Here is a 14,124-nt window from a genome sequence, read left to right on the forward strand (position 1 = left end):
ATCGCTCGTTTGTATCTCACTTCATCTTAAACAAATTTGACTTCAAGTATTCAACCAAAAAGCATAACTTTTCACGCGAAATAAATTTCACGCCTACGGTGAGGGGGGTTAAAACTGATGGCTGACGGCTGAAAGCTGCGAATGTGTTGGGTTTCACTCCGTTCTACCCAACCTACGGGGTATAAAAAAACCCGCACCGTGGCATACAGGGCGGGCTTTTAAATTTTAGTGGCTTAAGCTTAGAACAAAGCGTTTGCTTTATTTACGATGTTTTCAACAGTGAAACCAAAGTGCTTGAATAGCTCGCCTGCAGGTGCTGACTCACCGAAGGTCGTCATACCTACTACTGCGCCATTTAGGCCTACATACTTGTACCAGTAGTCTGCGATACCCGCTTCGATTGCTACGCGGCGTGTTACGCTTGCTGGTAGTACGCTTTCTTTATATGCAGCGTCTTGCTCATCAAATAAGTCTGTTGAAGGCATAGATACCACACGTACTTTTTTACCTTGTGAACGAAGCTCTGCAGCTGCATCTTGTGCAAGCTGTACTTCAGAACCTGTTGCGATAAGGATAAGCTCTGGCTCACCGTCACAGCTAAGTACGTAACCACCTTTTTTCACATCAGCTAACTGCTGTGCAGTACGCGCTTGTTGCTCAAGGCCTTGACGAGTGAAAATAAGTGACGTTGGGCCATCTTTACGCTCGATAGCTTGTTGCCATGCAATCGCAGACTCTACTTGGTCACATGGACGCCAGTTCACTAGGTTAGGCGTTAAACGCATGCTTGCAATTTGCTCTACTGGTTGGTGCGTCGGACCATCTTCACCTAGACCAATTGAATCGTGCGTGTATACGAAGATACTTGGTTGCTTCATTAGTGCAGCCATACGTACTGCGTTACGTGCGTATTCCATGAACATTAAGAATGTAGCACCGTAAGGAATAAAACCTTTATGCAGTGCAATACCATTCATAATCGCTGACATACCAAATTCACGTACGCCGTAGAAAATGTAGTTACCACTTGCATCGTTTGCTTCTAAGCCTTTTGAGCCATCCCAAAGTGTTAAGTTAGAGCCAGCTAGGTCAGCAGAACCGCCCATGAATTCTGGTAGTAACGGACCAAACGCGTTTAGTGCATTTTGTGATGCTTTACGTGTTGCTGGGTTTGCAGGGTTTGCTTGTAGCTCTTCGATGTAAGCTTGTGACTTTTCAGCCCAATTAGCTGGTAGCTCACCGTTTGTACGGCGTTTAAACTCAGCTGCAAGCTCTGGGTATGCACTTGCATAAGCGGCAAATTTTTCATCCCAGCTAGCTTCTAGTTGCTTACCTTTTTCTTTGCCATCCCACTCGCTGTAGATTTCAGCTGGAATTTCAAATGCATCACCTGTCCAACCTAGGAACTCACGAGATGCTTTGATTTCGTCTTCACCTAGTGGTGCACCGTGACAGTCGTGGCTACCTGATTTATTAGGTGAACCGTAACCAATGATTGTTTTACAGCAAATTAGTGATGGTTTATCAGTAATGCTACGTGCTTCTTCGATAGCGGCGCGAATTGCATCAGGGTTATGACCGTCTACATCGCTTACTACGTGCCAACCGTATGCTTTGAAGCGCGCTGGTGTATCGTCACTGAACCACCCTTCTACTTCACCATCAATTGAGATGCCGTTGTCATCCCAAAACGCAACTAGTTTACCTAGGCCTAATGTACCGGCTAATGAACAGGCTTCGTGAGAAATACCTTCCATTAAACAGCCATCACCCATAAATGCATAGGTGTAGTGATCAACAATATCGTGGCCTTCACGGTTAAACTGTGCAGCAAGTGCTTTCTCAGCAATTGCCATACCCACAGCATTTGTGATCCCTTGACCTAATGGACCCGTAGTGGTCTCAATACCAGGCGCATAACCATATTCTGGGTGGCCCGGTGTTTTTGAGTGCATTTGGCGGAAGTTTTTAATTTCTTCGAGTGGTAAGTCATAGCCACTTAAGTGCAGTAGAGAATAGATCAGCATTGAACCGTGACCATTCGAAAGAATAAATCGATCGCGGTCTGCCCACTCTGGATTCGTAGGGTTGTGCTTTAGATAATCGCGCCATAGTACTTCTGCGATATCTGCCATGCCCATAGGGGCGCCAGGGTGGCCAGATTTGGCCTGTTGTACTGCGTCCATTGATAAGACGCGAATAGCATTTGCAAGTTCTTTGCGTGATGGCATGAATTCTCCTACCTTTATGTATTTGCGCTGGTTGTTTATGAAGCTCCATTCTTACTTATTGTAAGGGTACAGTGCAATTAAAAATCCGCATTAAATGCACCGTTTATGGGCGTTTGTTAAGAACAATACGTTATTAGTAATTTTAAATGGACGTCTAGGCGTAAAATTACTATGCAAACATATTTGTTTTAGATAAAATACGCCCCTTATTTTTTTAGCGCTATTACCGACGTTTGTGGAGCGCAATATTTGTGAGCAGAAATACAATGGCAAAACATTTATTTACTTCTGAATCTGTTTCTGAAGGTCATCCGGATAAAATCGCGGACCAAATCTCTGACGCGGTTCTAGATGCTATCTTAGAGCAAGATTCTCATGCCCGTGTTGCATGTGAGACATACGTAAAGACTGGTATGGTTATGGTTGGTGGTGAAATCACTACTAGCGCTTGGGTAGATATCGAAGAAATTACACGTAAAACTGTACGTGAAATCGGTTACACGCACTCAGACATGGGCTTCGATGCTGACTCGTGTGCAATCCTAAACACTATCGGTAAACAATCTCCAGATATTAACCAAGGTGTTGACCGTGCTCGTCCAGAAGACCAAGGCGCTGGTGACCAAGGTTTAATGTTCGGTTATGCATGTAATGAAACTGACGTTTTAATGCCTGCACCAATCACTTATTCACACCGTCTAGTTCAGCGTCAAGCTGAAGTTCGTAAGAGCGGTGAGCTTAACTGGTTACGTCCAGATGCAAAATCTCAAGTAACGTTTGCATACGAAAATGGCAAGCCTGTTGGTATTGATGCAGTTGTTCTTTCAACTCAACACTGTGATTCAATCTCACAAAACGACTTAGTTGAAGCGGTAATGGAAACTATCATTAAGCCGGTTCTTCCTGCTGAGCTTATCTCAAGCGCGACTAAGTTCTTCATCAACCCAACTGGCCGTTTCGTAATCGGTGGCCCTATGGGTGACTGTGGTCTTACAGGCCGTAAAATCATCGTAGATACATACGGTGGTATGGCTCGTCACGGTGGTGGTGCTTTCTCTGGTAAAGATCCATCAAAAGTTGACCGCTCAGCTGCATATGCTGCACGTTACGTTGCTAAAAACGTGGTTGCTGCTGGTCTTGCTGACAAGTGTGAGCTACAAGTTTCTTACGCTATCGGTGTTGCAGAGCCAACATCTATCAGCATCGAAACATTTGGTACAGGTAAATTAGATGAAGCACGTCTAATCGAATTAGTGCGTGAGCACTTCGACCTACGCCCTTACGGCTTAATCCAAATGCTTGATCTTGAGCGTCCTATCTATCAACCGACTGCGGCTTATGGTCACTTCGGTCGTAATGAGTTCCCTTGGGAAAGCACAGACAAAGCAGACGCACTTCGCGCAGCTGCTGGCCTGTAATAGGTTAAATAAAATGAAAAAAGCGCCATTTGGCGCTTTTTTTGTGTTTGATTTAAAAGTAGGAAACTATTTTTTCGTAAACAGCCACACCCCATACCAAGGCTAAAACCACCAGCGACAATGTCACCGCCGCAGAGGCCATATCTTTGGCTCGCCCTGATAATACATGATACTCAATGCCAACTCGGTCAGTCAGCGCTTCTATTGATGAGTTAAGTAACTCGACGATTAATAATAATAAATAGGGAATAAACAACACTAACCAGTGATTAAGTGACTGCGCCAATACGACCGACAAGGGTAACAAACACAGTCCTAAATAAATTTCAGAACGAAATGCAGACTCTTCTTTAAACGCCGCTTTAAAGCCTTTAATCGAGCATTTAGTTGCTTTTAAAATGCGTCCAACACCAAGGCCATTTGGCTTATTGACCAGGGGGATTTTTGGTTCTTTCATTTTTTACCTACTGCCTCAGAATTAACCTGATCATAATAATAAACTCTTACACTGTCACCATAAGACCCTTGTTTTAATTGCTAGCAATTACCGGGGATGCTGCTGGTTTTGGTGCGCGAAAACTGATTATTAGTTAACTGCTCTCTGAGCGATTGTAGTGTTTTATAAACACTTTTTAATGACACTTTGTTACTTAACCAATAAGGGATAGAGCCACTCGGATCTGCATAAGCTTGATGGCTCACTAATAAATTAGTTTGTTGCTGTTCTAAGCGCCAATATGCAGTGAGGTTTTTAATTCGTACAACCCCTGCCACTTCTGCTTTTGCATAGGGCTGGCTTTTAATTTGTAGCTCAGTTTTATGCTCACCTAAAGCGCGATAACAAGAGTAACTCACCAAGTCTCGATCTGATACCGGCCAAGGCGAATTAAAGTGGGTATAAACAAGAGTTTCTGAGGGACTTAAGCGCTCCATTAAGGTTACGCTTTTCACGTTTTCGAGCCAATTAGGCGCGTTTTCTGTATCACTTAATAACGCCATAAAGTCACTCGCTTTGGCGTTTTTAACCAGCACAGAAGCATTAATTTCTATTATGCCGGTATCATGCTTTTTATAACTAACCTTGATGTCGTCTTGTTGCTTGTAGACTTGCCATTCAATTGGGTTAGCACAGGCAGATAAACTCAGCCAAGCTAACCCAACTATTAAGCAAAAACGCACTTTATTTATAGCCAGTAAGGGTCTGTGTCGAATGTAGCGTGACGGCTTTGCTCCATTGCACTTACTAAAAATTCAGATTTTTGATCCAACCAAGACTGTATTTTTGCAAGTTCTAAATCTTCATGACCAGCACACAGCTGTTTTAGATACTCAAGTGTACTTAGTTCATAAATACCATGAGAGATATCTAACCATGGAATACGAAACTCACTACGGTCGTCTTTGTTAAATAGCGCTCCTAAACAATTTCCACTAAGCAGAGAGTTTTCTAGGCGCGTGCGCAGTGCTAAGTAATCTTTGTCTGTAAACACTTTTTGCTCTGGAATGAGCTCATGCATATCGTGCCAATCTTTTGCAAATAATCGCTTTGCAATATCAGCAACGGGCTCTTCAGCCGCTTTAAACTCAGCTTGTCCCCATGATTTACGCCACTGTTTTTCTATCAACCATGTAGTTAGTTGTAACAATAAACGATTATAGCGAGTACTATGAAACAGCTCTTGTACATCTTCGATGCTTGGTTGTAACTGTTTTAAGTCGTTGATAACTTGCGTGAGTTCTGGCGCACTATTAATTTTTTTATAATAAGCGTGGCGTTTAGACGTGTAGGTTTTTAACTGAATTGCATTTTCTACCCACGCTAGTTCACTTAGCAGCCATTTTAGCTCTGTACGTAATAAATCAGTGTCATCTTTACTTACTATGTCATCAAACAACCAGAAGGTGTGGCGAATCAAACGAATTCCATCGGTCACACGTTTAAGGGTTTTTAGGCTTGGCTTGATGAAGTAACAAGCTTCATGTTTTTGCACAAAGCGAATTGCATAGTTGATGCTTTCTATAAGCGCTTGCTCTTGCGTTGCATCACGCTTTAACGGCACAAAACCAATTGATTTGCTTGCTTTTAACGGATTGTCATCAGCAAGGCGATAACCACGAGCTGCTTTTGAGTATAAGCCTAAACGCACATTACTTTCGCGCACTAGCTTATCGGCTAAAGCAAATAACTCTTGGCGACTACCTTCTACTAGCTCAACTTCTAGTTCAGAAATGAGTTCAACTTTGCCCGACGCAGAAATCTCACCTTTATCAAGCACGACTTCAATCTTTGCACCGCTGTCAGTTTCTATTAACCATGTACGGCGAATAAAATTAGTACTAAAAATTGGGTATAGGTTATCGGCTATTGACCCAACTTGCATACCATGCGGCCAAATTGCAGCATCAAAAGCAAGTAAATCAGGGCGCGTACCCTCAAGCGGTAAGTTGTATTCAGGGCGTTGATGTAAACCACCAACCACTTCGCCTGCAAGCTTAATGGTTTGCTCACATTGGTTATCGCAGCAACGCGTACGTAAACCAATATCTAATGCGCGCAATTCTCGGCTTGGTGTATCGTAATAAGCATTTTGTAAGCTACGTGAGGGCTTGTTTGTAACGGTTTTTGCAAATTGAGTAATTAATGCGGGGATCAGTGGAACAACGGCATCTGACACCAAAAACTTCAGTTCTATCTCAGTATCCATTCGCTTTGCGGAGTACATTTAAAATAATTAAGTGATCAAAATAAACAAAGCAGCTACTTAATGCAAACTTTTTCCTGAATTTTAATCTTGAGCTTGGCTATGGATTACAATATCTTCCTTGCTATTAATAGTTGAAATCCCTACTATCTCTATACATAAAGAAATTATAAATTTGGCCATTTCTAGGCAATGGTTACGTTAACAAGGTAGATTGATGTTAAAACAGTGTATTTTTGGGTTGCTCCTAGCGGCCACCTCTTTTATTAGTTACGCAGAAGAAGCGCCAAGCAGTAACGAAAACACCGCATACATAGTCGATAACCTCTACACCTTTATGCACTCTGGTCCGAGTAAAAACTACCGTATTTTAGGTTCGGTTGATGCAGGTACTCAAGTTACTTTACTGTCAGCTGAAGATAATGGTTATTTTAAAATCCGTGACGACAAAGATCGTGAAGGCTGGGTAGAAGCAAAATTTGTGACTGAAAATGCAGGTATTCAACAGCAGTTTCAAGCATTGAGTAATGATATGACTTTAATGCAAGAGCAACTACGCCAAGCAGAAATTGAACTGCCTCAGTTACAAGAGCAAAATAAAACCCTCACAGAGCAAAACCAAGCACTAAGTGAGCAAATCCAAGCGCTTAAAAACACAATTGAATCTGAGCGCAACGCTAAACAAACAGCAAGTGCAAAAGAAAAACGTCAGCTACTTACCTATGGCGGCGCAATTGCATTTATTGGTTTATTGTTAGGTATTATCCTTACCATTATGTTGTCGCGCCGTAAGCGATATGATGGCTGGGCATAATCTATCAACAATAAAAAAGCACCGTTAGGTGCTTTTTTATTGTCTGTTTAATTTAGATATCAAAGAGCAAACCACTGTCTTGCTTGATTTTCTCAATCACCATATAAGTGTGATGGGTGCCTACCCCCGGTATATCAACTAAATCACCCAATACCTGACGATATTCATCCATATCTGAAACTCGTACTTTTAATAAGTAATCGTAGCCACCTGCGACCATATCGCACTCAACAACTTGTGGAATATTTAAAATATATTCGCGAAATACTTTAAACACCGATGTATTCGATGTGACAAGTGATACCTGTACATGCGCTAATAAACTTTGATTTAGTTTTGCTTCACTTAGCTTGGCATAATAGCCTTCAATATAGCCCTCTTGTTCAAGACGCTTTACACGGTCAAGACATGGACTTGGGCTTAAATTTACCTGTTTTGCCAGGTTCACATTAGATATTCTGCCATTTTTTTGCAGAGCGTCTAAAATTGCTAAATCGATGCGATCTAACATGCGTAATCTATTCGGACTAGTCATAACAGAATTTTATGCGGCTAAGTTAACGGTATGCCCTGTAAATTATCGTAAATCGAAAAATATAACCAGCATATTCTGCTGGATTTTAATTAGAATGCACGAAATATATCAATGGCAAGAAATGCGTTAATTGTATTTCTCGACTCCACACACCAGAGGGTTACATATGCTATTTAATGGCGATTTGACAACTGAATGTCCAATAAGACAAAAAATCCGTGATTTTTACCGTATTGATGAAAACGCGGTAATTGATCATATTTTGCCTTTGGCTGAAGTAGGCGTGAAAGCGCGTAGCCGAGCGTGGGAACGTGCTCGTCAAATGGTTTTAAATATCCGTCGCGATCAGGATGGTCAAAGCGGTGTAGATGCACTACTTAACGAATTTTCACTATCAAGTGAAGAAGGCGTTGTTTTAATGTGTCTTGCTGAAGCACTACTACGCGTACCAGATAAAGCAACGCAAGAGTCGCTAATTCGTGACAAGCTTGCTAAAGGTGACTGGAGTTCGCACTTAGGTAGCAGTGACTCATTATTTGTAAATGCATCATCTTGGGGTCTGTTAGTAACTGGTAAAATGGTTAACTACAGCGACAAGTCTAAAGAACAACAATTTGGTGTGCTGAAAAAGACCATTGGTCGCTTAGGTGAGCCTGTTATTCGTAAATCTGTGAACTTCGCGATGAAGATCATGGGTAAGCAATTCGTTATGGGTCGTACCATTGACGAAGCGATTGAACGTGCGGCAGATAAAGAACAAAAAGGCTACGTTTACTCATACGATATGCTAGGTGAAGGCGCTCGCACAATGAAAGATGCAGAGCGTTACTTCAACAGCTACATGACGGCTATCCATGCAATTGGTAAAGCGGCAAATGGCCGTGGTCCTATCAAGAGCCCAGGTATCTCAGTTAAGATTTCTGCAATTCACCCGCGCTATGAATTCACTCATCGCGAGCGCGTAATTGCTGAAATCGTACCTAAGTTAAAAGAACTTGCCCTTGCAGCGAAAAGCTACGACATCGGCTTCACTGTTGATGCTGAAGAAGCTGATCGTTTAGATATCTCACTAGATGTTATTGAAGCTGTATTTAGTGATGACGATTTAGGTAACTGGAATGGTTTTGGTTTAGCTGTTCAAGCATACCAAAAACGCGCTATTTTTGTGGTTGAGTGGGTTGCTGATCTTGCTCGTCGCGTTGGCCGTAAATTAATGGTTCGCCTTGTTAAAGGTGCATACTGGGATACAGAAATCAAAACTACTCAGCAAGATGGTTTAGATCACTACCCTGTATTTACTCGTAAAGCGACAACTGACGTTTCTTACAAAGCCTGTGCTATCAAGCTACTTGAAGCGCGTGATGTGCTTTACCCGCAATTTGCAACGCACAATGCTTACACTGCAGCAACTATTTTAGAAGTTGCTAAAGGCGACCACGAAGGCTTTGAATTCCAACGCCTACACGGTATGGGTGAGTCGTTATTCGACCAAATCGTAACCCAAGAAAAAATTCAATGTCGCGTTTATGCGCCTGTTGGTCAACACGAAGACTTACTTGCATACTTAGTTCGTCGTTTATTAGAAAACGGTGCTAACTCATCATTCGTAAATGCGATTGTTGATACCACTAAGCCTGTTGAATCACTTTTACCTGACCCAGTAGAAACACTGCAAGGTTTACGTAACAAGTACAACACGCAAATTAAAATGCCAATTGATTTATATGGTGAAGAACGTGCTAACTCAAAAGGCATGGACTTAACTGATATCAATGTCATCACTCCATTTAAAGAAAATCTAGATGCGTGGTTTGCAGAGCATCGTATTGATTTAAATGATGTGCCTGAAGGCTCTCTAGCAGTGAAGAATCCAGCAAATCACAAAGAAGTGATTGGTCATGTAAAACTTCACTCTTCTGAAGAGATGACAGCATTATTAGAAAATGCAGAAAAAGCATTTGAATCATGGTCACAAACGCCGGTTAAAGAGCGTGCTAACTTACTACGCCGTATTGCTGATATTCTAGAACGTCATCACGATGAGCTAGTTGCTATCTGTATTAAAGAAGCGGGTAAAATTACCAAAGATGGTATTGATGAAGTTCGTGAAGCCGTTGATTTCTGCCGCTATTACGCAGCTCGAGCTGAAGAATTAGCACAAGATGAGCGTTTTGAAGCACGTGGTGTGATCTTATGTATCAGCCCATGGAACTTCCCATTAGCTATCTTCTTAGGCCAAGTTGCTGCTGCAATCGTGACTGGTAACACAGTTATTGCAAAACCAGCTGAGCAAACAAGCTTAATTGCCTTACGTACTATCGAGCTTATGTTATCTGTTGGTTTACCTGAGCACGTTGTACAACCTGTTATCGCACGTGGTAGCGATGTAGGTAAAACAATTGTTCCTGATGAGCGAATTCAAGCTGTTATGTTCACAGGTTCAACAGAAACAGGTACGCTTATTTCGCAAACACTTGCTGCGCGTAACGATATTCAAGTACCACTAATTGCTGAAACCGGTGGTCAAAACTGTATGATCGTTGACTCAACGGCTCTACCAGAGCAAGTTGTTGACGATGTGATCAGCTCAGGTTTCCAAAGTGCCGGTCAACGTTGTTCTGCACTTCGTGTGTTGTTCTTACAAGAAGATGTTGCTGATGGCATTATCGAAATGCTTAAAGGCGCATTAAAAGAGCTACATGTTGGCGATCCTTCGTTACTTTCGACTGACATTGGTCCTGTAATCGACGAAAAAGCACTGAAAAATTTAAATGAACATGTTGAATACCTAAAAGGTAACGCAACACTTCATTATGAGTGTGAAATTCCTGATAACAACGAAAATGGCGCTTATTTCTTTGCTCCTCGTCTATATGAGATCAAAGACTTATCTGTGCTTAAACGTGAAGTATTTGGCCCGTGTGTACATATCATCCGTTTCAAAGGTACAGAGCTTGATAACGTGATTGATCAAATCAATGGCACTGGCTTTGGCTTAACGATGGGTGTGCATTCACGTATCGAAGAGCGTTGTGAATACTTAGCGAAAATGTCGCGTGCAGGTAACGTTTACATCAACCGTAACATGATTGGTGCGATTGTTGGCGTTCAACCTTTTGGTGGTCGTGGTCTATCAGGTACTGGTCCGAAAGCAGGTGGCCCTAACTACTTACAACGTCTAGTGAAAGAGAAAGCATCACCAGATAACGTGCAAATGACAAACCTAACACCTGATGAGCTAGATACTCACCACTATTCAGGTGCGGCTGAGCAAGTTGCTAAGTTAATGGAAAACTCATTACGTGATGAGAAGATCTGGCGTTCAACACCGTTAAATGACCGAGTTTCGGCTGTGCGTCAATTACTTGCTAAAGTTGCAACCGTTGAAATCATTGATGAGCTTGCTGATGACTTAGCATTAACCCTTGCTGATGCACGTGCGCAGCTTAACCGTCTTGAAAAGCACATGCGTAAACACACTGTGTTGCCTGGGCCTACGGGTGAGTCAAACACGCTACACTTAGAACCACGTGGTTGCGTAGTATGTTATGCAGATAAGAGTACGTCATTTAACTTCTGGGCAATTTCTATTATCACTGCACTTGCGGCTGGTAATACTGTTATCACTGTTGCTTCAGAGTTGTTCTATGACGAAGCTGTGGCGTTTAAAGATAAGTTTATCTCAACAGGTATTGCAGAGGGTGTATTCCAAGTAGCTAAACCTAATCAGTTACAAGCTATTTTAGCGCATCCTCACCTTGCTGGTGCCGTTGTTGCTGCGCGTTCATCTCGCTTAGGCTATTTCAGCCAGCAGTTAGCACAACGTAAAGGTGCAATCCTGCCGGTGATCAGCTCTGAGTACTACGACACGCTAATCAAACGTCTACTAACTGAGAAAACAATCAGTATCGACACGACAGCGTCAGGTGGTAACACATCACTTATGACATTGGTTGAAGACGACGAGTAAATAAGTTTATCTAACTTATTGTCACTTCTAAGGGCCTCCAGCTTGTCAGCTGGGGGCTTTTTTTATAGTCGTTTTTAAGGTTGCCCTGCAGTTTAAAACACCATTAAGTACTATTAATATTTACTGAAATACACATTTTCTGCTAGTTTAATAGTATTGTATCTGAGCAGAAGTAAAGGCCTTGAAAACACTCCCTATCAATCAACTTAAACCTGGCATGTTTGTTCACGGCGTGACAAAACAGACAGGCAAGATCCGTATAAAAAACCAAGGTTGGGTAAAAACACAAGGCAGTATTGATAAGCTTAAGCAAGCTGGTATTTTAGAAATTGAAATCGATCCTGATAAAACGCTAAATCTAGATAGTGACAATAAAATCACTGAAAAACCAAAACCTGCAGCACCAGCCGTCTCTTCTGAGCCATTCGATCCATGGCACACTACGCACAGTATGTCGGCAGAGATGACAAAAGCAAATAGTCTTTATACAGAAGCCAAATCACTCCAAAGCAAAGCATTTGCAGACATTCGAGAAGGAAACAAAATTGATGTTGCCCCTTTTCAAGAGCTAGCAAGCGGTTTTATCGATTCTGTGTTTAGAAATCAAGATGCATTAACCTGTATCACTCGCATGCGAGAAAAAGATGCTTACTTACTTGAGCATTCAATTAACGTGTCTATTTTGATCAGCATTTTTGCAAAGCATTTAGGTATCGAAAAATCGATTATTCAAGAACTTGCCACCGGTGCATTACTTCATGATATCGGCAAAATTAATATCCCCGATAAAATACTCAATAAACCGGGTAAATTGACTGATGAAGAGTACCAACTCGTTCAAAATCATGCGCGCTTTAGCAAAGAAATATTAGAGCAGTCTGGCCTAAGTGGTATTGCCGTTGATATTGCAGGCTTTCACCATGAGCGCTTAGATGGTAGTGGGTATCCTTTTGGTAAAAGTGGCGATGAAATAAGCCTGTATGTACGTATGGCCTCGATTGTTGATGTGTATGATGCATTGACCGCGGAAAGAGTCTACAAGGCAGGAATGGAACCAATCAAAGCATTCAAAATATTAAAAGATGGCTGCCCAGATAGTTTCGATGGTGATTTGGTCACTAAATTTATTCAATGCATTGGTATTCACCCAGTTGGCACATTGGTAAGGCTAGAAAGCCAAAAGCTTGGTGTGGTTACTCGCAGCAACCCAACAAGCCCACTTAAACCTCAAGTGAAAGTCTTTTATCACGCTAAACATACCCGATATACAGAAGTACAAGATATCGATTTAGCAAACAGTCGCTGTCACGACAGCCTTGAAGCAGCAGTCAGACCGAGTGAATTTAACATCGATCTAATCCGTTTTTTCAAAAGCTCTATTCTACCTTAAGCTGACTCGTCATGACTGGCTACTCAGGCCAGTCTTGCAGTGCTTTTAAAGTGAATTCATAGCCATCATAGCTAAGTAAACTCTGCTCTGGCGTGATTTCGATTAACGATAACACACCGATATTATCACCTTCATAAAGCTCACGACCATTGAGTTTTATCCAACGCTTTGATGGCTCAGATGCGTAGATGTGCGCTTGGTATTTAAGTGTTGGAATTGCATTTTGAATAGACTCAGGGAGCAGCTCTATCGGATCAGCATAAGACGAATTTTTAGTACTATGCGTTACCTGCGAAGAACGTTGCTGGTCAACATCCTGAACCGCTTGCGCAAAAGCTTTTTTTAACGAATCCGACACTTCGTTTAACTCATCATCTGGCTCAGCTTGCTTAGTTTGATTATTGGTGTTCTCATCAAGGGGCTTACCAAGTACCTTGTATTTACTGTAATCAATGCCATTACTATTTGTCGGCTGTGGTGCAGCTTGCTGCATTTGCATCGGTTGCGAAAACTGTGGCTGCGGCTGATAAGCGGCTTGATTTTGATACACTGGCTGAGCATATTGCGGCTGTGCTTGATTTGCATAAACTGGCACTGTGTTTACAGGTACTTGTACCCATTGGTACTGCTGAGCACCTTGTACAGGAACTTGCTGCATCATGGTTTGTTGCTGAGGGGGTTGTTGCATCATTTGCTGTTGTGCCACCACAGGTTGCGAACCAGACGGTACTTTAGCTACAGAGTTATCTGTTTGAAGTTGCTCTTGATCTTTAGAACCCGACGCATTTTCAGCTGTCACACTGGGTACTTTTTCATTCTCATTTGTTAGTGCTGGCTGCTCAGCAAATGGCTTACTTTGCTGTAACCACTTACCAATCGAAAAACCAGCCATTAGCGTTAAAATTGCAGCCAGTAATAACCCAAATGAAAAGGCTAAACGCTTATAGCGTGTTAACTCTTGCTGCTGTTTAAGCTGTAAAGCAGCCTGATCGTGATCAACGGCTGTTTGCTCATGTTGAGCCGATTGTTTTATTGCATCTAAAAGTAATGACATAATTGATCAC

General features: G+C 42.0%; 10 protein-coding genes. 4 read left to right on the top strand and 6 right to left on the bottom strand.

Features of this window, described 5'->3' with window-relative positions; genetic code table 11:
* Positions 1 to 239: 239 nt before the first annotated feature.
* Positions 240 to 2,231, bottom strand: a complete 1,992-nt coding sequence (tkt, locus tag QL229_RS00835) for a transketolase (protein WP_281546408.1) — start codon at positions 2,229 to 2,231, stop codon at positions 240 to 242.
* Positions 2,232 to 2,497: 266 nt separating this feature from the next.
* Between tkt and metK the strand changes: the two genes are divergently transcribed.
* Positions 2,498 to 3,649 (top strand): methionine adenosyltransferase, encoded by a 1,152-nt coding sequence (gene metK / locus QL229_RS00840; RefSeq protein ID WP_135926028.1) that lies wholly within the window; start codon positions 2,498 to 2,500, stop codon positions 3,647 to 3,649.
* Positions 3,650 to 3,701: 52 nt separating this feature from the next.
* Here the strand turns inward: metK and QL229_RS00845 are convergent, their stop codons facing one another.
* From QL229_RS00845 to QL229_RS00855, 3 genes are all read right to left on the bottom strand, one after another.
* Positions 3,702 to 4,106, bottom strand: a complete 405-nt coding sequence (locus QL229_RS00845; protein ID WP_281546409.1) for a diacylglycerol kinase — start codon at positions 4,104 to 4,106, stop codon at positions 3,702 to 3,704.
* Positions 4,107 to 4,186: 80 nt separating this feature from the next.
* On the bottom strand, positions 4,187 to 4,828 hold the full coding sequence (locus QL229_RS00850; protein WP_281546410.1) for an START domain-containing protein: 642 nt from the start codon (positions 4,826 to 4,828) through the stop codon (positions 4,187 to 4,189).
* 5 nt (positions 4,829 to 4,833) lie between these two features.
* Positions 4,834 to 6,354 (bottom strand): CYTH and CHAD domain-containing protein, encoded by a 1,521-nt coding sequence (locus QL229_RS00855; protein WP_281546411.1) that lies wholly within the window; start codon positions 6,352 to 6,354, stop codon positions 4,834 to 4,836.
* Between the two features lie 214 nt (positions 6,355 to 6,568).
* On the opposite strand from QL229_RS00855, the gene QL229_RS00860 reads away from it, so the two are divergent.
* Positions 6,569 to 7,165, top strand: coding sequence for a TIGR04211 family SH3 domain-containing protein (locus tag QL229_RS00860; protein WP_135926032.1), 597 nt, complete (start codon positions 6,569 to 6,571; stop codon positions 7,163 to 7,165).
* A 52-nt stretch (positions 7,166 to 7,217) separates the two neighbouring features.
* Here the strand turns inward: QL229_RS00860 and QL229_RS00865 are convergent, their stop codons facing one another.
* A complete protein-coding gene (locus QL229_RS00865; RefSeq protein ID WP_135926033.1) occupies positions 7,218 to 7,700 on the bottom strand; it encodes a winged helix-turn-helix transcriptional regulator in 483 nt (160 codons plus the stop codon).
* A gap of 166 nt (positions 7,701 to 7,866) precedes the next feature.
* Between QL229_RS00865 and putA the strand changes: the two genes are divergently transcribed.
* Positions 7,867 to 11,670, top strand: a complete 3,804-nt coding sequence (gene putA / locus QL229_RS00870) for a bifunctional proline dehydrogenase/L-glutamate gamma-semialdehyde dehydrogenase PutA (protein WP_135926034.1) — start codon at positions 7,867 to 7,869, stop codon at positions 11,668 to 11,670.
* A 181-nt stretch (positions 11,671 to 11,851) separates the two neighbouring features.
* Positions 11,852 to 13,060: an HD-GYP domain-containing protein gene (locus QL229_RS00875; RefSeq protein WP_253038284.1), complete on the top strand. Its 1,209-nt coding sequence runs from the start codon at positions 11,852 to 11,854 to the stop codon at positions 13,058 to 13,060.
* Between the two features lie 19 nt (positions 13,061 to 13,079).
* Here QL229_RS00875 and QL229_RS00880 read toward each other — a convergent pair whose 3' ends face one another.
* On the bottom strand, positions 13,080 to 14,114 hold the full coding sequence (locus tag QL229_RS00880; RefSeq protein ID WP_281546412.1) for a general secretion pathway protein GspB: 1,035 nt from the start codon (positions 14,112 to 14,114) through the stop codon (positions 13,080 to 13,082).
* Positions 14,115 to 14,124 lie beyond the last annotated feature (10 nt).

Origin of the sequence: Pseudoalteromonas sp. PAR1, from assembly GCF_947311895.1 — a bacterium.
Lineage (GTDB): Bacteria > Pseudomonadota > Gammaproteobacteria > Enterobacterales > Alteromonadaceae > Pseudoalteromonas > Pseudoalteromonas lipolytica_C.